Origin of the sequence: Marinococcus luteus (genome assembly GCF_900106595.1) — a bacterium.
Lineage (GTDB): Bacteria > Bacillota > Bacilli > Bacillales > Marinococcaceae > Marinococcus > Marinococcus luteus.
Map to the genome: position 1 here is coordinate 68,891 of NZ_FNNC01000005.1, position 18,810 is coordinate 87,700.

The window sequence follows — 18,810 nt, forward strand, 5'->3', positions numbered from 1 at the left end:
TATAGACACAAACCCCATAAATAATTTGCACCAAACCCCAACTATTTCTATATTATGAAGTATTTTAAGGAGGATTTTCTCATGAGCATGAATATGAAAGTCGAAAGCATGTTAAGCTATCACACATTTGAAGTACCAACAGCAATCAAACACGGCATCGGTGCCATCAAACATATCGGTGAAGAAATCAAAGCTCTCGGCTCTGACAAAGTATTACTCGTCACAGACCCGGGCATCCACAATGCAGGCGTAACAAAGCCTGTTATCGAAAACCTTGAAGCTTCCGGTGTAGAGGTTGTGCTCTTCAATAAAGTAGAGCCGAACCCTCCCGTACGCCTGATTGAAGAAGGATCCAAATTTTACACAGCAGAAAACTGCAACGGCCTGGTCGCTGTCGGCGGCGGAAGCTCGATGGATACTGCAAAGGCCATCGGTGTTGAGGCTACCCACGAAGGCTCGATTCTCGATTATGAAGCTGCCGAAGGCAAAAAGCCCCTGGAGCACCGCATTCCTCCATTCATCACCGTACCAACAACGGCAGGAACCGGCTCTGAAGTAACCCAGTGGGCGGTAATCACAGACGAAGACCGCGAATTTAAATTCAACACCGGCGGCCCGCTCATCCCGGCATACGTAACCATCATCGATCCGGAGCTTCACGTATCCATGCCTCCGCATGTAACTGCAATGACCGGTATTGATGCGATCGCTCACGCGGTTGAATGCTATACAATGAAATTCGCCCAGCCTGTCACAGACGCAGTAGCCCTTCTTGCGATTGAGTACGCTGCAAAATATATCCGCCGCGCCTATGCCGACGGTGAAGACCTTGAAGCTCGCTACGGCATGGCCCAGGCAGCTATGCTTGCAGGCCTTTCCTACGGCAGTGAATCTGCCGGCGCTGCGCACGCCATGAGCCAGACGCTTGGCGGTATCATTCCAGTAGCACATGGCCAGTGCGTGGCAGCTATGATGGGACCGGTAATGGAATACAACTGGAAAGGTGCACCAGAGCGTTTTGCACGTGTCGCCCAGGCATTTGGCATCGACACGGCACGCATGAGCACCGAAGAAGCAGCTAAAGCTTCTGTACAGTATATGTATGATCTCGCGGAAGAGCTCGATATTCCTTCTCTTGAAGAGCAGGGCGTAAATCCTGACATGACAGAGCGTCTTGCCAAAGAAGCAATGAACGACCCGCAGACAGAGGGCAACCCTCGCGACTTGAAAGTATCCGACTACGAGTGGATCTACAAGCGCTGCTTCCATCAGGTGCCAAAAACCGTTTAATTTTATCCTTACGCAAAAGCCGGAAAGAGGAGCTGCCTCTTTCCGGCTTTTTTTATATTATACAGCTCAGGTTTAAAACTCTTCATATACCGCCGGGTCCTGATCATTTATGCGTCCGTCCGGATGATTCAAGGAGGCAAGCATCTCCATTTCCCGTTCGTCGAGCGCAAAGGAAAAGATCGAAAGGTTTTCAATCTGCCGGCGGGGCGACATCGATTTCGGTATCGGGATCGTGCCCAGCTGATAATGCCAGCGGAGAATAATCTGAGACACCGTTTTATTGTGATTATTTGCTATTTTACGAAGCGTCTCGTCCTGCAGTACATCGCTCGCCTTTGCCAGCGGACTCCAGGATTCGGTTTGAATATCATGCTTTTCGTGCCATTTTCTTGATTCTTCCTGGTTAAAATACGGGTGCAGTTCAATTTGATTGATGCTCGGCTTCACGCCTGTCTCTTTTTCAAGATGCTCCAGGTGTTCCGGTAAAAAGTTGCATACCCCGATGGAGCGGACCAGTCCCCATTTTTGGGCCTCAATCAGCGCCTGCCATGCTTCAACGTAATGTCCCTGCTTTGGGTTGGGCCAATGAATCAAATACAGGTCATAGTAATCCAGCCCTGCGCGGTACAGCGATTCCTGTATTGCCGGGACAGCCTTGTCATATTTATGATAGCGTCCCGGAAGCTTGGACGTAATCCGGAGCTCCTGCCTCGGGACAGAGCTGCGCCGCACGGCTTCTCCGACTGTGCCCTCATTCTCATAGTTGTACGCCGTGTCGATCAGTCGGTAGCCTGCATGAATCGCACGGTCCACAGCACTTGCCCCTTCGTTCCCAATCACCGCCGCCGTCCCAAAACCAATGACTGGAAGTGTCAGGCCGTCATGCAGGCGGATTTCCGGAATTGAATTATTCATCAATGACTCATCCTTTCCCTGAAAGCTCAAAATATGGTCATGCTTTTGTTCGGTAGTTCTCTTCCCCTTTTGAGGTGTTTATTAACCTGAGTAAAGACAGAAATACCAAGATATAAAAAGCCGCTTCAGGCTCCGGATGTACCAGAAGCCTAAAGCGGCTTTTTTGTATTAATTCCGAATAAACGGGCTTGTTTTTACTTCATACCTCTGATGCCTTGCTTCTTTGAGTAAAAAAACATATTTGGCCTGATGAATTTTGAACTGGATCGTAAGTTCTTCCGACGGCTCCACGCTTTTATTCAACAGCTGCTGGTACTGCTCCATTTTTTCCTTCGCAGCGTAGATATGGTCCTTCAGCCGTTCGAGCTCCTGTTTTTTCAGCTTTTTTTTCAGTGGCATACAGATCCCCTTACAGCTCGCGACGTCCTTCAATGGCTTTTGATAATGTTACTTCATCAGCGTATTCCAGATCCCCGCCGATTGGGAGACCATGAGCAATTCTTGTCACCTTCATACCGGTCGGCTTCAGCAGCTTCGAAATATACATAGCTGTAGCTTCTCCCTCAATAGTCGGGTTCGTCGCAATGATCACTTCCTGAATCTGTTCGTCCTGCAGCCGGGTTAACAGATCCGGCACGTTAATGTCCTCGGGCCCCACGCCGTCCATGGGGGAAATCGCCCCGTGCAGCACGTGGTACAGCCCTGAAAATTCCCGCATTTTTTCCATCGCTATAACGTCTTTGACGTCCTGCACGACGCACACGATAGAGCGGTCGCGCTGCTTATCCTGACAGATATAGCATGGATCCGTATCAGTAATGTGGTGGCAGACCGAACAATACGTAAGCTCCCGTTTTGCATTAACAAGCGCTTTGGCAAATTCGAGAACATCGTCTTCTTTCATATCTAATACATAAAAAGCCAGCCGGCCGGCTGTTTTCGGGCCGATGCCGGGCAGCTTCATAAAACTGTCGATTAATTGCGAAATAGGTGTCGGATACTGCACCTGATCTCCTCCTAGAACATTCCGGGAATGTTCATTCCTTTAGTAAATTTCCCCATATCCTGCTCAACAAGCTCATCCACTTTTTTCAGTGCTTCATTCATTGCTGCAAGCATGAGGTCCTGAAGCATTTCAACATCATCCGGATCGACTACGTCTTCGTCAATTTCAATGTCTAAAATCTGTTTGTCCCCGGAAGCCACTACTTTTACAGCTCCGCCGCCGGCTGTTGCTTCTACTGATTTTTCCTTCAATTCTTCCTGAGCTTTCTGCATGTCCTTCTGCATTTTCTGCATCTGCTTCATCATATTTGCCTGGTTTTTCATTATTAATTCCTCCTCATATTAGTGATCCACGACTTCGACAAATTCAGAGCCAAAGCGCTTCACTGCTTCTTCCACCAACGGATCCGGCGGCGCTTCCTGCGAATCTTCCGGAGCTTCGGACTCTTCGCTCTCTGCTTCTTCCGTTCCATTTTCCTGCTGAGTCTGCTTATACTCTTCCTTGATCCTCTCCCATTCATTCGAAAGGATCGTGTATGGCTCCAATTCTTTTCCTGTGATTTCCCGAAGGGCGTCGATAACTTCCTCCCGGAACTTTGTTTCAATCATGTTGCGGTGCATTTCGTTTTTAAAGGCCAAAAGCACGGCTGTCTCATTCACAATTACTGGTTTGGAGTTGTTCAGCCAGGCATGTCCGGGCACGCTTCTCGACCGCATCGCATTCATCACGCTGTCCCATTGGCTCGCCAGACCCTGCAGATCCTGCTTCGTCGCTGTTTTTAAGATCTCTTTGACTTTACCCTGCGACGGAGAAGAAGAAGCTCCTTTTTTGGAAGCACGCTTGGCCGGCTCCGGCTTCGGCTCTTCGGCTGCCGGCGCTTCCTGAACCGGAGCTGCCGGCGGCGCCGGTTTTTCTTTCAACGCTTTTTCAAGTGACGCAATACGGTTTTCGAGACGCGCATTTCTATCATCCGAAATACTGCTTTCTGCCGCCGGGGCAGTTCTGCCGGCAGAGGTATGGCAGGACTGAATCAACGCCACCTCCAGAAAGATTTTAGGATGGCTCGACCAGCGCATATCCTGGTGAATTTTATTTAACTGATCAATCATCTGGTAAATCCATTCTGCCGGGACATCAGAAGACAGGGCTTCAAACTCCTGATCGAGTGTAGCCCGGTCCAGCAGCTCCTGCATCCCCGGAGCCGCCTGGTGCAGCAGCATATCCCGGAGATAGTAGATGATGTCTTCCATAAAACGAACCGGGTCTTTGCCTTCCTTTACCAGGCGGTCGGCTGCCTGTACCGCTTCGGCTGTATTCTGCTCCTTCAATGCCCGCACAGTATCTGTCAAAAACTGCTGCGAAACGGCGCCGGTGATAGCCAGGACGTCTTCTGCCTGTACCGCTTCTTCAGCAAATGACATTGCCTGGTCAAGCAGGCTGAGCGCATCTCTCATTCCACCCTCCGCCGCCCGGGCAATCAGGTAGAGTGCCTGTTCCTCCGCCGAGTCCTGCTGCTCATCGAGTATATATTTCATGCGTTCGACCAGCGTCTCCGGCTGGATACGCTTAAAATCAAACCGCTGACAGCGGGAAACAATTGTAAGCGGAATTTTGTGCGGCTCCGTCGTCGCCAAAATAAAAACAGCATGCTTCGGAGGCTCTTCCAATGTTTTCAGCAGCGCATTGAAAGCCCCGGTCGACAGCATGTGCACCTCATCGATAATATACACTTTATAACGGATGTCCCTTGGAGCGGCAATCACGTTTTCGCGAATATAACGAATTTCATCCACACCGTTATTGGAGGCTGCGTCAATCTCTATCACGTCAACGACTGAGCCGTCCATGATCCCTCTGCAGGCGTCACACTCGTTACATGGTTCAGCTGTTGGAGCCTGCACGCAGTTAATCGCTTTGGCGAAGATCTTAGCGGCACTCGTTTTTCCTGTTCCTCTTGGGCCGCTGAATAAGTAAGCATGGGAGAATTTTTCCTGCACGAGGGCATTTTGAAGCGTTTTTGTAATATGTTCCTGGCCGACTACGTCTTCAAGCAGCTGCGGCCGCCACATCCGGTATAAAGCTTGATGGCCCAACCATGTTCCCCCCCTTCTTTTCCGTTTCTTCCTCTATTCATTATACCTATTTATAAAGGTATTTTCAAAACTCAAACGACCTGAGGAAGCATTCGAATATAAAAATAAAACGATCCCTGAGACGGAATCGTTTAGCTGATATGTTTATAGAGCCGTGCACCTTTCTTCGACAATATTTTCATAAGCGTTACCTGCGCAGTTTGCTCGGTCCAGGCAGCTCTGCGGCACACGGAAGAGTCCGCTTACTGCTGCTTCCTTCCGGACCTGACAGGGTTCGCGGGTTTCCGTTGCGCAGAACCTGGACGTCAACACCACTTACGCAGGGCAGACCCTACAAAAATAAAGCCTCGGAAAGGGATTCGGTCTTGCTATAGCGGATTGCAAGTACAGGGCACCGCTACCTCCCCACTTAGCACGGCAAATGGGTTCACTATATTTAGGCACTTCTTATCGAAGCGCATTAATAAGTATATCTATTTTTTCGGTAATATGCAACCGATGAGGTTCAATCGGCAGACATAGATTTATAGCCGCTTTTACCGACTTCTTTTTCTTCCCACTCGGCAATTTTTTCTTTAATCAGATGAGGCGGTGTATGCATAATCTGCTCAGCCGGGACATTCAGCTTTTCAGACAGCTTCTGCGCCGTTTCCACGGTAAATTGATTTGAACGCACTGGAAAACCCCCTGTTTATTCAATAATTTTGTTAAATATAGCACGAACTGCTTCTATATTCCAAATAGAATTAAACGACTGTAGAGCTATTCCCCGTTTTCTTTCTTATTATTCTTTTTCTTCTCTCTCATTCGCCGGAAAAATGACGTGAGAAGGTTTGCACAGGCCGCGCTTTCAACTTCGGGGATGACGTCACAGCGGTGATTAAAGCGCTCCTCCTGAAGCAGGTTCATCAGTGTCCCGGCGCAGCCTGCCTTTGGGTCATACGCTCCAAAAACGACGGAAGGCACCCGGGACTGCACAATAGCCCCTGCGCACATCGGACAAGGTTCAAGCGTAACGTAAAGCGTACATTCTTCAAGCCGCCAGCTGTTTAAAAACGTACAGGCTTCCTGAATGGCAATCATCTCAGCATGAGCGGACGCCTGCTGATCTTCCTCCCGCCTGTTCCGCCCCCGTCCGATCACTTCATTTTGATAAACAATGACCGCGCCGATCGGCACTTCTCCTGCTGCTTCTGCCTGCTCTGCTTCGCGGATGGCTTCCTGCATCCAATATGTATGTAGATCCATTACCGTCTGCCCTCTTTTCACTCGTAACGGATAGTGGCGTTAAAAAAAACTGCCGTCTGGGGCAGTTCTCACTGGTAAATTAATGGCGGAGGAGGAGGGATTCGAACCCCCGCGGGCCGCAAAGCCCCTGGCGGTTTTCAAGACCGCTCCCTTCAGCCAGACTTGGGTACTCCTCCGTGCTGAAAAATATGTAGCTTGGTGACTGACAACGATAATCATAGCACAGGCCCAACCGTTGATCAACCCATACAGAAAGAAAATTTCCCCGTCCCTCAAAGACTTACGGAACGGGAAAATATAAATTATACCGGCGCCTGCTGCTGCATCTCTTCAAATTCTTTACTTGTGCACAGCACGTAGTGATCTTTTGTTACTTCCCGGAACTCAGGCTCTTCGCTCTGGTCATGATCTTCCGGGTTATAAGCAAGACGGCGTCTTGTGCGCTCGTGTACCGGATCCGGCTGCGGAATAGCGGACAGAAGTGATTTCGTATACGGATGCAGCGGATTTCTGTACAGCTCTTCACTCGAAGCAAGCTCCACCAGCCGGCCGAAATACATGACACCAATACGGTCGCTGATATATTTTACCATGGACAGGTCGTGGGCAATAAACAAGTACGTTAAATCCTCTTCCCGCTGAAGCTTTTTCATTAAGTTGACGACCTGTGCCTGAATCGACACATCGAGAGCCGAAATAGGTTCATCGGCAATGATAAATTCCGGCTTCACAGCAAGCGCCCGTGCAATCCCGATCCGCTGGCGCTGGCCCCCGCTGAATTCGTGTGGATAGCGCTCTGCATGCTCCCTGCTCAGCCCCACCGTTTCGAGCAGCTCATACACACGCTGGCGCCGCTCCTCTTTATCGTTTGCAAGGCCGTGAATGTCAATGCCTTCCGCGATAATATCAATGACCTTCATCCGCGGGTTCAGCGAGGAATACGGATCCTGGAAAATCATCTGCATCTGGCGGTTAAACTTTTTCAGCTCCGTCTTGGATTTTTTCCCCTGAACATTTTCTCCCTTGAACAAAACCTCGCCGCTCGTCGCTTCATACAGACGGATAATCGAGCGCCCGGTCGTTGACTTTCCGCAGCCCGATTCTCCTACAAGGCCGAACGTTTCCCCTTTGTATATATCAAAATTCAAGCCATCGACTGCCCGCACGACACTCTTTCTGCCTGTTTTGAAGTGCTGGCTCAGATTTTTGATTTCCAATAATTTCTCATCGCTCATATTTACTGTCCTGCCTCCCATTTCCCGTCCATCTCCTCAATGCGCTGCTGTACTGAGGCGGGTGGTTGTACGTCCGGTGAATTTTCGTGCAGCAGCCATGTCGCTGCGTAATGCGTCTCAGAGACCTGAAACATCGGCGGCTGCTCTTCGTAATCAATTTTTAATGCGTACCGGTTCCGGGGAGCAAAAGCATCCCCTTTGGGCGGATGAAGCAGATCCGGAGGCGTTCCCGGGATGGCAAATAATTCTTCCTCGCGCTGATCCACTGTCGGCATGGAGCCGAGCAGCCCCCATGTATAAGGGTGCTTGGGATTATAGAAAAGTTCATCGACAGCGCCGATTTCTACAATTTTACCAGCGTACATGACTGCCACCCGGTCCGCCACATTTGCAACAACACCCAGGTCGTGCGTAATGAAAATGATCGAGGTTTCAAACTCTTCCTGAATATCTTTCATAATATCGAGAATCTGCGCCTGAATTGTTACGTCGAGCGCTGTTGTCGGCTCGTCCGCGATCAATACCTTCGGGTCGCAGGCAAGAGCAATGGCAATGACCACCCGCTGGCGCATACCGCCGGAAAACTGGTGCGGATACTGATCCATTCTTGCCTTCGCGTCCGGAATCCGGACCAGCTCCAGAAGCCGTACCGCTTCTGTTTTCGCTTCCTCTTTGTTCATTCCGCGGTGCATCCGCAGCCCTTCCATCACCTGCGTTCCTACCTTCATCGTCGGATTCAGGGAGGTCATGGGATCCTGGAAAATCATCGCAAAATCCTTACCGCGGTATTTGGTCATCTGCTTATCGCTCAGCTTGGCAAAATCCTCATCCCCATATAGAATATTGCCGTTTTTAATATACCCCTTCGGTGCCGGAAGCAGTCCCATCAGCGCCTTTGTCGTTACCGATTTGCCCGATCCGGACTCGCCTACGATCGCCAGGGTCTCCCCTTTTCCGACTGAAAAACTAATGTCTCTTACCGCCTGAACTTCACCGTTGGCAGTTTTAAAGGAAACACTTAAATTTTTCACTTCTAAAATGGTTTCATTACTCATGTTCGTTCCTCCCACATTCTAATCGCGCATCTTCGGATCAAACGCATCACGCATACCATCAGCCAAAATGTTAAAGGCAATCATTAACACCGACAGCACGACGGCCGGGAATATTAATACGTGCGGCGTAGTCTGCAGAGCATCAAAGCCGTTATCAATCAACACCCCGAGCGAAGCATTCGGCGCCTGGAGCCCCAGGCCGATAAAGCTTAGAAAAGCTTCGAAGAAAATCGCATTCGGAATCGTAAACATTGTGTTTATAATGATTAAGCCTAATGTATTTGGCACCAAATGCCTTGTAATAACTTTGGAGTTAGATAAACCAAGCGTCTGGGAAGCCAGCACAAACTCTTCATTTTTCAGCTTTAAGATTTCTCCCCGGACAATACGCGACATGCCGATCCATCCGGTAATTGCAATCGCTAGTGATATGGAAAGAATACCTGGGTCCAGGACAACAATCATCAAAATTAAAATAACCAAATTCGGTATACCGGAGAGAATTTCGAGTATTCTTTGCAGAATGTTATCCGTCCTTCCACCAAAGAAACCGGAAATACCGCCGTAGGCGACACCGATAAACAAATCAAGCAGCGTTGCAATCAGGGCAATGTAGAGCGATACCCTTGTACCGTCCCACGTTCTAGTCCACTGATCGCGGCCGAGCCGGTCTGTACCAAACCAGAAGTTCTCTTCCACCCCGGCTTCTGCATAAGTATCAACACTCGCCTGAACCTGAGCGGACCCTACAGAACCATCGCCTTCACTCAGCGTTTCATATTCTACATAGTCCCCTTCACCGAAACGGCTCTCAGCGTTCATCTGCGCCTGCTCGGCAGAGATATGTTCAAACACGTATGTTTCCTGGCCGTCCATATTTAAAAACCCAATGTTTTCTAAAACAGGTGCTTTTGGAGGCAGGTTGGACCTCGATAGATCCTGCTCTCGCGGCGTGTATTCATTCATCATTGGGCCAAATATCGCGAGCAGCGTAATTAATACTAAAGCGGCCAGGGAAATCATGGCTGCTACGTTTTTGCGTAAGGCACGGAACGCATCCTGCCAAAACGTCCGGCTCTGGCGGTTGATTTTCTCTGTTTCTTCTTCATTGACGTCTGCCGGGGAAAACAATTCTTTATTATATTTTTTTTCTTTATCATTTTCGTGCTGCATAATATCTTATTTCCCTCCATCCAGGCGGATTCTCGGATCGATGATGCCGTAAAGAATATCAATGATTAAAATGATCAGAACGAACAAGAAACTGAAAAACAGCGTCGTTCCCATAATCATTGGATAATCGTTAGTCGTTACAGCTGTGACAAACTGTTCCCCGATCCCCGGCACCGCAAAGATCTGCTCGATAACAAGCGTTCCGGTCAACAGACTGACTGCAAGCGGACCGAGCACTGTAATTAATGGAATCAAAGCATTACGAAGCCCGTGCTTCAAAATTACAGAAGACCATTTAACCCCTTTGGCTCTCGCCGTCATAATATAATCCTTATTGAGCACTTCAAGCATCTCTGTACGCATAAACCTCGCACAAATCGCCATAGGGAATATTAATAATGCGATTGTCGGCATAATAGTGTGGGCAAATGTGCCCCACGTGGCGACCGGCAATACCTGCCATTGCACGCCTAAGTAATATTGAAGAAGTCCTGCAAAAATAAAAGACGGAATGGAAGTTCCAATAACCGCAAGCAGCGTGGAACTAAAGTCTAAAATACCATTATGAAAAATAGCAGCAATCAACCCGAGGATGGCGCCTAAAAAAGAACCAATAATTAACGACTGAATCCCGAGCTGCAGAGACGGGCCAATCCGGTTCTCAAGTATCGATGAAACGTCCCGGTTATCGAACTGAAAAGAAACCCCCAGGTCTCCCTGGACGAGGCCAAGCATGTAGTCAACATATTGCAGCGGCACCGGCTTGTCCAACCCGTACTGCTCCAGCACAATCTGCTGCTGGGCTTCGGGTAGGCGGTCGGCAGCGCTCAGCGGTGTCCCCGGCATTAATTTCATAAGAAAGAATGTAATACTGGCGATAATAAAGAGCGTGATCACCATGTAGACAATTCTTGTGACAATGTAACGAGCCATGTGCTTTTTTCCTCCTTGGAGATTTCATGATGTTTTTCTCTGATGTACAAATTTTGAAATTAACAGGAAACAAGGGAAAAGAGAGTATAAGCCAATTATCATGGATATACTCTCTTGCCCCCTGAAAATATTATTTTATTTAATTTTTATTCTTCTGTCGCATCTTCGTTCATGTAGGCCCATTTGTATTCAAAGTCAGGACCGGCAGAGTTTACGATAACACCCTGCAGCGCCGGGTTCCAGAGGTAAGCCGTGGAGCGCTGATACAATGGTGAAATTGCGGCATCTTCTTCAATAAGAATCTGCTCCATTTGCAGGAAGTTGTCCCAGCGTGCTTCCGGCTCTGTAGCCAGCTCGCTGTTTGCTTCTTCAAGAAGGGAATCGTACTCCTCGCTTGAGTAGCCCATATGGTTATTTTCACCGTCGGTTTCAAACAGGTTCATGAATGTGTTTGGATCCACATAGTCTGGTCCCCATCCGGCAAACTGCATGTCATAATCCATATTCGTGTCACGGTCCAGACGCTCCTGGAAAGGCACTTCCTGGACGTTAACAGTCAAGCCTTCAAGGTTAGTTTCCAGCTGTTCTTTAATATAGGCATTCGTATTCTGGGCTGTTTCTGTGTCATCTCCCAGGAAGCCAACTTCTACACTGTCAGAGCCAAGCTCTTCAAGGCCCTGCTCCCAGAGATCCTGAGCTTCATCTTTGTTTACTTCAGCAAGGTTTCCGTTCTGCTCACGGAAGTCTTCTTCACCGTCCGGGCTGAATACAAAGTTTGCAGGCATTAAGCCTTCAGCAGGAATAGAACCATTGTTCAGAATCGTGTTCGTTAATCCTTCTTTGTCCACAGACATTTGGATAGCTTTACGGATGTTTTCATTATCGAGGGCTTCGTTGCCTTCCTGGTTCATTTTAAGATAGAAAACAGTCGGCTCCTCTACCGTACGGAAATCCTGCTCCGTGCTGTATTCGTCCACAAATTCTGCACTAACTCCTGCACGGTCCACTTCGCCGGTATCGTAAAGGTTAACGCCGGTGGATACTTCTTTGACCACCTGAACGTTGATTTCTTCAAGCTGCACAGCGTCTGCATCCCAGTAGTCTTCGTTTTTCACAAACGACATGCTTTCACCCTGATTCCACTCTTCCATTGTGAATGGGCCGTTCGTCATCATGCTGTCCGGGCTCAAAGCATAATCATCTTCCTGCTCTTCAATAAATTCTTCATTTAATGGAAGGAAGGTTGGGAATGTAGCTAATGATTCAAAGTAAGGCGTCGCTTTTTCAAGCGTTACTTCAAGCGTATAATCATCCACGGCCTCAACGCCCAGCTCTTCCGGATCTGCTTCGCCTTCACTGATCTCGGTAGCGTTGTCGATAACGCCGCCCATCATGTAAGGACCATATTCAGAAGCCGTTTCCGGATCCACGGCACGCTGCCAAGAATAAACGAAATCCTGAGCCGTGACAGGGTCACCGTTTGTCCAGGTGGCATCCTCCCGGAGGTTAAATGTATACGTTAGCGCGTCATCACTCACTTCCGGTTCTCCCGTGGCAATCCCTTCTTCTGTCTCTCCGTTTTCACCCAGACGGTAGAGACCTTCATAAATTTCCCCTGTCCACTGAATACCGTATGTATCTGTGGTGAGCGACGGGTCCATGGAAGGAATATCGGCAGACTGTGCCAGGTTGACTACCTGCTCCCCGCTTGCCTCGCCTTCGCCTCCTCCGTCACCACCGCCGTTGCCGCCGTCTCCGCCGGACTCTCCGCCCCCGCCGCCGGAACACGCTGCGAGCACTGTGCTTGCTGTTAATGCAGAAGCTAATACTGTCATTTTTGTCTTTTTCATAAGATATGTTGACCTCCCCAAAACTTTCGATATTTTGTTGTGTAAAATTTCTGTTATCTCTGTATTTACAAAGTATACAAGATATTGCGAATATTTTCACTAATTTTTTGATTTTTTGCGAAAATGAAAATTTATTCGCTTTGTCTATACGAAAAGCATTAATGTTTTTCCACACAGGGCAATTATTCGTAAATGAAATATTTCGTTCAGCGGCAGGCAGCAGTTGTGCTATAATAATGGGCGTTATAAAATTCCTGAAGGAGTTCCGTCTATGCATTGGAAGCTGAATCTCTCCATATTTGCCGTTAATTTAATAGCTGCCGGCCTGCTGTTTTTCATTTTTTCTCCGGCCTTTGGGCTGCTGAATGTGATCAATTATGTGTTTTATGTAGGTTTGTTTTATCTAATCATTTTCATTGCAGCGTTTGTAATGCGCGGAGGATTTTTCGATGCCATTACCCACAGTTTTCGAAAAGTGGCTCACCGCCTTGCCCCCTCCAGACCTTCAACTCAGGGCTGGGAACAACGGCTTGCGCCTTCTGAGGTCATCCAGACTTCTTTTTTTCGTGTCCTTTTCATTCAGACTACAGCGCTGATTGTCCTGGATCTTCTGCTGCTTGCTTTATACTACGCAGCAGATTAAACTGTTCCGGGTTGAACTGTGCCCGTGATACCACCACCTTTAATGTTTATTTTTACTCAGAAGTTAAATAAGAAAACGAATCCTTATACTGTTTTAATTCAACATTCACATCGGCGTTCAAAATTCCGTCAATTTGTGCTAAATCTCTGTTAACAAAATTCACTAAGTCCTCGTTATTTCTAAAATAAGCCTGTAAAATTAAATCATGATTACCAGAGAAAGCACCGACAAACCTTACTTCGGAAAAACGCTGAAGCCTACTCGCGATTTCGTCCTGCATCCCGAGCTTTGTGCTCAGCCCGATAATCGTCTGCACATCGAGCCCGATTTTGTTCGGATTGGTATGTATGATAAATTCAAAGACATTATGCCGGAGCATTTTGTTAATTCTTGAACGGACAGTCCCCTCACTCACTCCCAGGCAGCGGGCAATTTCACTGTATGACTCCTTGCCGTTAGCCTGCAGATACCCGAGTATCGACATATCTACCTGATCTAATGAAACACTCATTGGCATCCCTTCTCTTTTTCCCATTCTCACCTTGATGACCTTGCATCCTTTATTACGAATCACCGAGATAACCACAGCTCACCTTAGTAATTTCGTAACAATTCCCCGGGTGGATTAACGTAATTATAAGTAATTGTTTTTATTATTGCAATATTCGTGAAAGAATTTTATGAATTTTTTTGTAAGATTATATAACGTTATACGATTCGAAAACAGCCCGAAGATACTTCCCATACTACAATGTAATCGCTTTCATTACAATCGCTTCTTCGAAAGTATTTTGCATAACTATAAAAAACTCTGGCCGCCTAAAGCGTCCAGAGTTTTATCGAAGCCTGCTTATTTTGCTGTAATATATTCTTTGTTGCCCATATAACCGCGCAGCACTTCAGGAATTTTAATGCTGCCGTCCTCCTGCTGATGGTTTTCCATGATCGCTGCCACCGTTCTTCCCAGAGCAAGCCCTGAACCGTTTAGCGTGTGCACAAATTCTGTTTTCGCATCACGGTCCCGCTTAAATCGGATGTTCGCACGTCTCGCCTGAAAATCCTCAAAATTACTGCAGGACGAAATTTCTTTATAGTCTTCATAGCTCGGAAGCCATACTTCAATGTCGTATTTTTTTGCTGCCGTAAAGCCCAAGTCCCCCGTGCACATGTTCATCACACGATACGGAAGCTCAAGCAGCTGCAGTACTTTCTCAGCATGGCCGGTCAATGTTTCAAGCTCTTCATAGGAATTTTCCGGCGTCGTAAACCGTACAAGTTCCACTTTATTAAACTGGTGCTGGCGGATTAAGCCGCGAGTGTCGCGTCCTGCCGAGCCTGCTTCAGAACGGAAGCACGCACTGAACGCCGTATAGGCTTTGGGTAGTTCTTTTCCTGCGAGAATTTCTTCGCGGTGCATGTTCGTGACAGGCACTTCTGCCGTTGGTACGAGAAAATAGTCCTCTTCCCGGATCTGAAAAGCATCCTCCTCAAACTTTGGCAGCTGGCCGGTGCCGGTCATGCTGTCGCGGTTTACCATATACGGGGGAATCAATTCTTCATAGCCGTGTTCATCGCTGTGCAGGTCCATCATAAACTGAATCAGCGCCCGTTCAAGACGTGCCCCGGCTCCCTTATAAAACATGAACCGGCTTCCGGTTACTTTTGCAGCCCGCTCAGCGTCAAGCATATTCAGATCCACGCCGAGGTCCCAGTGCGGCTTCAGAGCAAAATCAAACACCGGTGTTTCTCCCCAGGCTCTTACCTCTTCGTTATCCGATTCATCTTCGCCGACCGGAACTGTTTCATGTGGAACATTTGGAATGGAAAGCAGAATCTGCTGCAGGCGTTCATCCTTTTCACGGATTTGTTCATCCAGTTTTTTGACTCTGCCTGATACGTCCCGCATTTCCGTAATCAGTTCATCGGCGTCTTCTTTATTTTTCTTTTTAGCTGCGATTTCATCGGATACGGTGTTGCGCCGCTGCTTTAATTCCTCCGTCTCCTGGATCAGTTCCCTGCGTTCGCGGTCGAGTTCTTCAAAGGAATCCAGCTCGCTGATATCTTCGTTTCGTTTCGAAAGCTGCTCTTTTACTGCATCAAAATCATTTCGCAATCGTTTAGGGTCTAGCATAGGTGATGCCTCCTTCATAGTAGCTGTTTATATATTATAAAAAAGCCCCGCCCCTGTAAATCAGGGACGAGACTTTGATTTCCCGCGTTGCCACCCTCGTTGCAGTAAACGTTACTGCCGGCTTCTTCTCTCATCTGTTAACGGGGACGAACCGAAAACGGCTACTTAAGTTCACCGTTTTACTCCGGACGGGATTCCTTTCGCATTTTCATCGGTTCACACCAGCCACCGACTCTCTGAAGAAAAAAGCAAAAGTACTATTGTCCATCAACGCGATTGTATTTACACATTTACTGCCGCCTGTGCTTCACGTACCATCTGTACGAAATACTGATGAAATCTGCGGTCGTTCGTCAGCTCCGGATGAAAGGAGCAGGAAAGCAGATGATCCTGCCGTGCCACCACGATTTCATCTTTATATTCTGCAAGCACTTCGACATTCTGTCCAACTTCCGTAATCAACGGGGCGCGGATGAATACCGCTTCGACATCATCCGCAACTCCGCGAATGGAAAGCTCGGTTTCAAAGCTTTCACGCTGGCGTCCGAACGCATTACGCTGAACCGTCATATCCATCAGCTCGAGATGACCTTCCGGCTCGCCTAACACGTCAGTAGCCATTAAAATCAATCCGGCACATGTGCCAAACACTGGTTTTCCTGCTTTGGCGAACGCCTGCAGCGGTTCAAAAAATTGATATTTTTCCACCAGCCGCCGCATCGTCGTGCTTTCGCCGCCTGGAAAGACCAACCCATCAATTTCTTCAAGCTGTTCCGGCCGTTTTACGATAATAATTTCCGTATCAGGGGCCTCTAAACTTTTGACATGTTCACGAACAGCGCCTTGAAGAGCTAAAACGCCGATTTTCATCATGAGTAAAAACCCCCTGTATTTATATTACTGACTGCGGTCCTGCATGCGATCAAAGCCTTCAAGCTGGGAAATATCCATCCCGCTCATTGCAGTACCCAGTCCTTTGGACAGCTTAGCGATCAGCTCATAGTCTTCATAGTGAGTCGTCGCTTCTACGATGGCCCGGGCAAATTTATCCGGATATTCGGATTTGAAAATACCGGAGCCTACGAATACACCGTCGGCGCCAAGCTGCATCATTAAAGCCGCGTCAGCTGGTGTTGCTATGCCGCCTGCTGCAAAGTTAACGACTGGAAGGCGTCCTTCTTCGCGAATTTGAAGCAGCAGTTCATACGGCGCACCAAGATTTTTCGCTTCTGTCATTAATTCGTCCTTCGACAGGCCGATCACTTTGCGGATTTGAGACTGGATCAAACGCATATGGCGTACTGCTTCCACAATGTTGCCGGTACCCGGCTCCCCTTTTGTCCGCAGCATGGAAGCTCCTTCACCAATACGGCGGGTCGCTTCACCAAGATCACGAGCTCCGCAGACAAATGGCACCGTGTACTCTGATTTATCCATATGATACACATCATCCGCCGGTGTAAGCACTTCACTTTCATCAATATAATCAGCACCCAGTGATTCGAGCACCCGGGCTTCCACGATGTGGCCGATACGGGCTTTTGCCATTACAGGAATCGATACAGCGTCCATCACTTCCTGAACAATTGTAGGATCTGCCATGCGGGCTACGCCGCCTGCAGCACGGATGTCTGACGGCACCCGTTCCAGTGCCATAACAGCTACTGCTCCTGCCTCTTCGGCGATTTTAGCCTGTTCTCCGTTAACGACGTCCATAATAACGCCGCCCTTTTGCATTTCAGCCATGCCTCTTTTAACGCGGTCTGTTCCTCTCTCTGCCATACTTCAGCCCTCCAGCTCCATTATTCTATCTATTGCCACCGATTTTGCGGTGTAATAATAACACTCAGTAGCCCTATTGTAACACTATACTATGTCCGGATAAAGCATCTTGTTTGCAACTGAAAAAGCTTTTGTGCCGGTTTTTATTTACCAGCAGCTGCGTGCCGGACGCTGCTGAACAGGTTGCCGATGCTCTGCACAATATTACCAAACCACCCGCGCTCGTCCACTGCTTCCCCTGCTGTCAAAGGTACTTCTGTGCGGTCCTCTCCGCCCTGTACATACGAGGCTTCGCTGTTTGTGACGACCACTGTCCCGACTTCTTCCCCTTTTTCGATCGGGGCTTCATTTTTGGAGACAGCAATTTCATATTCCGGTTCTATTTCCTCCGACGAAATCAGCTCCAGCTTTTCTCCAGCTGTCACATCTATGCTTTCTTCCTGGCCGCCGTCAACTTCAATGGAGGAGTCCCCATCGATTTCTCCGCCTTTTTCCACGAGTGTCCGGCTTTCAAGCTCGCGTTCAGCATAATCGTATAGTTTAGCCGTTTCGGTAAAACGCGACATTTTCGTTTCTGCGTTCATCACTACCGATATATATCTGTTTCCGTCCTGTTCGACGGTCCCGGTAAAAGCATTTCCAGCCAGATCAGTGGTACCTGTTTTCAGGCCGTCCACTCCTTCGTATTCCTGCTCAAGCCCAGGGAGCATTTTATTCCAGTTGATCATATCGATTGGTTCTTCCGTGCCTTCCTTGAATGTTTTTTTCGGAACACCCGCTACGTCCAGCACTTCAGGATACTCATCCAAAAGATGATAAGCCAAAAGGGCGGTATCGTTTGCCGACATCATGTTTTCTGCGTTTTCTTCGCTGCCTTCCGGAGCGTAGCCCACCATCGTGGAATTATTCAGCCCGGTCGCATTCACGAATTCATAATTCTCCATGCCAAGCTCTCCGGCCTGCTGATTCATCCGGTCGGCAAAAGCTTCCTCACTTCCCTCGATATGTTCTGCCAGAGCTATCGTTGCTCCGTTCGCAGAGTATATGGCCATGGCCTCGTAGAGCTCTTCAACCGTATAGGCTTCGTCCTGGCGAAGAGGCACATTTGATAAATTTGTCTGAAGAGAAAGTTCGCGGACTTTATCGCTGATTGCTACTTCATCGTTCCAGCTGATGTCGCCGTCTTCGATTGCTTTGTTTACTATGTATTCTGTCATCATTTTGGACATGCTGGCCGCAGACAGCAGTTCATCGGTATTGTCTTCATAAACTACCTGCCCTGTGTCCGCATCTATCATAATAGAAGCATTTGCTTCTATCTCAGGCTCTGCCGCTTGAGCCGGCGTGCTGCCGAACGTCCAGATGGCTGCAGCCGCCACGCAGGAAACACCTGCTGTTTTCAACTTATTTCTCTTCAATCTCTGCACCTCCGTGGTGTTTTGCTATCGAATATTTT

The 18,810-nt window shown here is 48.3% G+C and carries 19 protein-coding genes, 1 tRNA gene, 1 other RNA gene and 1 other annotated feature; of the genes, 2 read left to right on the forward strand and 19 right to left on the reverse strand.

The window, feature by feature from the left end; genetic code table 11:
- Positions 1-81 precede the first annotated feature (81 nt).
- Positions 82-1,290 carry a choline dehydrogenase gene (gene gbsB, locus BLV22_RS10910; protein ID WP_091615132.1) on the forward strand — a complete coding sequence of 403 codons (1,209 nt, stop codon included), beginning with the start codon at positions 82-84 and terminating at the stop codon, positions 1,288-1,290.
- A 72-nt stretch (positions 1,291-1,362) separates the two neighbouring features.
- On the opposite strand, the gene BLV22_RS10915 is transcribed toward gbsB, so the two are convergent.
- The 14 genes from BLV22_RS10915 to BLV22_RS10980 all read right to left on the reverse strand — a co-directional run bounded on the left by BLV22_RS10915 (position 1,363) and on the right by BLV22_RS10980 (position 12,798).
- On the reverse strand, positions 1,363-2,205 hold the full coding sequence (locus BLV22_RS10915; protein ID WP_091615134.1) for an aldo/keto reductase: 843 nt from the start codon (positions 2,203-2,205) through the stop codon (positions 1,363-1,365).
- 168 nt (positions 2,206-2,373) lie between these two features.
- The gene (locus tag BLV22_RS10920) at positions 2,374-2,604 is read right to left on the reverse strand and encodes a YaaL family protein (RefSeq protein ID WP_091615136.1); all 231 of its coding nucleotides are present in this window, start codon (positions 2,602-2,604) and stop codon (positions 2,374-2,376) included.
- Between the two features lie 10 nt (positions 2,605-2,614).
- Positions 2,615-3,211, reverse strand: a complete 597-nt coding sequence (recR, locus tag BLV22_RS10925) for a recombination mediator RecR (protein ID WP_091615138.1) — start codon at positions 3,209-3,211, stop codon at positions 2,615-2,617.
- Between the two features lie 11 nt (positions 3,212-3,222).
- Positions 3,223-3,534, reverse strand: a complete 312-nt coding sequence (locus BLV22_RS10930) for a YbaB/EbfC family nucleoid-associated protein (protein ID WP_022792923.1) — start codon at positions 3,532-3,534, stop codon at positions 3,223-3,225.
- A gap of 18 nt (positions 3,535-3,552) precedes the next feature.
- Positions 3,553-5,304: a DNA polymerase III subunit gamma/tau gene (gene dnaX / locus BLV22_RS10935; RefSeq protein ID WP_091615141.1), complete on the reverse strand. Its 1,752-nt coding sequence runs from the start codon at positions 5,302-5,304 to the stop codon at positions 3,553-3,555.
- A 152-nt stretch (positions 5,305-5,456) separates the two neighbouring features.
- Positions 5,457-5,722: signal recognition particle sRNA large type (gene ffs / locus BLV22_RS10940), an RNA gene on the reverse strand.
- Positions 5,723-5,809: 87 nt separating this feature from the next.
- The gene (locus tag BLV22_RS10945; RefSeq protein ID WP_091615142.1) at positions 5,810-5,980 is read right to left on the reverse strand and encodes a YycC family protein; all 171 of its coding nucleotides are present in this window, start codon (positions 5,978-5,980) and stop codon (positions 5,810-5,812) included.
- An 86-nt stretch (positions 5,981-6,066) separates the two neighbouring features.
- On the reverse strand, positions 6,067-6,552 hold the full coding sequence (gene tadA, locus BLV22_RS10950; protein WP_091615145.1) for a tRNA adenosine(34) deaminase TadA: 486 nt from the start codon (positions 6,550-6,552) through the stop codon (positions 6,067-6,069).
- A gap of 83 nt (positions 6,553-6,635) precedes the next feature.
- Positions 6,636-6,728, reverse strand: a tRNA-Ser gene (locus BLV22_RS10955).
- Between the two features lie 126 nt (positions 6,729-6,854).
- Positions 6,855-7,787: an ABC transporter ATP-binding protein gene (locus BLV22_RS10960; RefSeq protein ID WP_091615615.1), complete on the reverse strand. Its 933-nt coding sequence runs from the start codon at positions 7,785-7,787 to the stop codon at positions 6,855-6,857.
- 2 nt (positions 7,788-7,789) lie between these two features.
- A complete protein-coding gene (locus BLV22_RS10965; RefSeq protein WP_091615148.1) occupies positions 7,790-8,842 on the reverse strand; it encodes an ABC transporter ATP-binding protein in 1,053 nt (350 codons plus the stop codon).
- A gap of 18 nt (positions 8,843-8,860) precedes the next feature.
- The gene (opp3C, locus tag BLV22_RS10970) at positions 8,861-10,015 is read right to left on the reverse strand and encodes an oligopeptide ABC transporter permease (RefSeq protein WP_091615150.1); all 1,155 of its coding nucleotides are present in this window, start codon (positions 10,013-10,015) and stop codon (positions 8,861-8,863) included.
- A gap of 6 nt (positions 10,016-10,021) precedes the next feature.
- Positions 10,022-10,948, reverse strand: coding sequence for an oligopeptide ABC transporter permease (gene opp3b, locus BLV22_RS10975; RefSeq protein WP_091615153.1), 927 nt, complete (start codon positions 10,946-10,948; stop codon positions 10,022-10,024).
- A gap of 146 nt (positions 10,949-11,094) precedes the next feature.
- Positions 11,095-12,798: a peptide ABC transporter substrate-binding protein gene (locus BLV22_RS10980; RefSeq protein WP_091615155.1), complete on the reverse strand. Its 1,704-nt coding sequence runs from the start codon at positions 12,796-12,798 to the stop codon at positions 11,095-11,097.
- Positions 12,799-13,069: 271 nt separating this feature from the next.
- Between BLV22_RS10980 and BLV22_RS10985 the strand changes: the two genes are divergently transcribed.
- Positions 13,070-13,441 (forward strand): DUF3899 domain-containing protein, encoded by a 372-nt coding sequence (locus BLV22_RS10985; protein ID WP_091615158.1) that lies wholly within the window; start codon positions 13,070-13,072, stop codon positions 13,439-13,441.
- Between the two features lie 52 nt (positions 13,442-13,493).
- On the opposite strand, the gene BLV22_RS10990 is transcribed toward BLV22_RS10985, so the two are convergent.
- The 5 genes from BLV22_RS10990 to BLV22_RS11010 form a co-directional block, all read right to left on the reverse strand.
- The gene (locus tag BLV22_RS10990; protein ID WP_091615161.1) at positions 13,494-13,952 is read right to left on the reverse strand and encodes an Lrp/AsnC family transcriptional regulator; all 459 of its coding nucleotides are present in this window, start codon (positions 13,950-13,952) and stop codon (positions 13,494-13,496) included.
- 339 nt (positions 13,953-14,291) lie between these two features.
- Complete coding sequence (gene serS / locus BLV22_RS10995) at positions 14,292-15,572, reverse strand: serine--tRNA ligase (protein WP_091615163.1); 1,281 nt, start codon at positions 15,570-15,572, stop codon at positions 14,292-14,294.
- 59 nt (positions 15,573-15,631) lie between these two features.
- Positions 15,632-15,852: a binding site (T-box leader), on the reverse strand.
- A gap of 2 nt (positions 15,853-15,854) precedes the next feature.
- On the reverse strand, positions 15,855-16,445 hold the full coding sequence (pdxT, locus tag BLV22_RS11000) for a pyridoxal 5'-phosphate synthase glutaminase subunit PdxT (RefSeq protein ID WP_091615165.1): 591 nt from the start codon (positions 16,443-16,445) through the stop codon (positions 15,855-15,857).
- A gap of 24 nt (positions 16,446-16,469) precedes the next feature.
- Entirely contained in the window at positions 16,470-17,354 is an 885-nt protein-coding gene (gene pdxS, locus BLV22_RS11005; protein WP_091615168.1) for a pyridoxal 5'-phosphate synthase lyase subunit PdxS, read from the reverse strand.
- A 143-nt stretch (positions 17,355-17,497) separates the two neighbouring features.
- Positions 17,498-18,772: a D-alanyl-D-alanine carboxypeptidase family protein gene (locus tag BLV22_RS11010; protein ID WP_143030978.1), complete on the reverse strand. Its 1,275-nt coding sequence runs from the start codon at positions 18,770-18,772 to the stop codon at positions 17,498-17,500.
- Positions 18,773-18,810 lie beyond the last annotated feature (38 nt).

Coding starts and splice junctions, on each gene's coding strand:
- gbsB (WP_091615132.1), top strand. CDS start 82: ATGAGCATGAATATGAAAGTCGAAAGCATGTTAAGCTATCACACATTT.
- BLV22_RS10915 (WP_091615134.1), bottom strand. CDS start 2,205: ATGAATAATTCAATTCCGGAAATCCGCCTGCATGACGGCCTGACACTT.
- BLV22_RS10920 (WP_091615136.1), bottom strand. CDS start 2,604: ATGCCACTGAAAAAAAAGCTGAAAAAACAGGAGCTCGAACGGCTGAAG.
- BLV22_RS10930 (WP_022792923.1), bottom strand. CDS start 3,534: ATGAAAAACCAGGCAAATATGATGAAGCAGATGCAGAAAATGCAGAAG.
- tadA (WP_091615145.1), bottom strand. CDS start 6,552: ATGGATCTACATACATATTGGATGCAGGAAGCCATCCGCGAAGCAGAG.
- BLV22_RS10960 (WP_091615615.1), bottom strand. CDS start 7,787: ATGAGCGATGAGAAATTATTGGAAATCAAAAATCTGAGCCAGCACTTC.
- BLV22_RS10965 (WP_091615148.1), bottom strand. CDS start 8,842: ATGAGTAATGAAACCATTTTAGAAGTGAAAAATTTAAGTGTTTCCTTT.
- opp3C (WP_091615150.1), bottom strand. CDS start 10,015: ATGCAGCACGAAAATGATAAAGAAAAAAAATATAATAAAGAATTGTTT.
- opp3b (WP_091615153.1), bottom strand. CDS start 10,948: ATGGCTCGTTACATTGTCACAAGAATTGTCTACATGGTGATCACGCTC.
- BLV22_RS10980 (WP_091615155.1), bottom strand. CDS start 12,798: ATGAAAAAGACAAAAATGACAGTATTAGCTTCTGCATTAACAGCAAGC.
- BLV22_RS10985 (WP_091615158.1), top strand. CDS start 13,070: ATGCATTGGAAGCTGAATCTCTCCATATTTGCCGTTAATTTAATAGCT.
- BLV22_RS10990 (WP_091615161.1), bottom strand. CDS start 13,952: ATGAGTGTTTCATTAGATCAGGTAGATATGTCGATACTCGGGTATCTG.
- serS (WP_091615163.1), bottom strand. CDS start 15,572: ATGCTAGACCCTAAACGATTGCGAAATGATTTTGATGCAGTAAAAGAG.
- pdxT (WP_091615165.1), bottom strand. CDS start 16,445: ATGATGAAAATCGGCGTTTTAGCTCTTCAAGGCGCTGTTCGTGAACAT.
- pdxS (WP_091615168.1), bottom strand. CDS start 17,354: ATGGCAGAGAGAGGAACAGACCGCGTTAAAAGAGGCATGGCTGAAATG.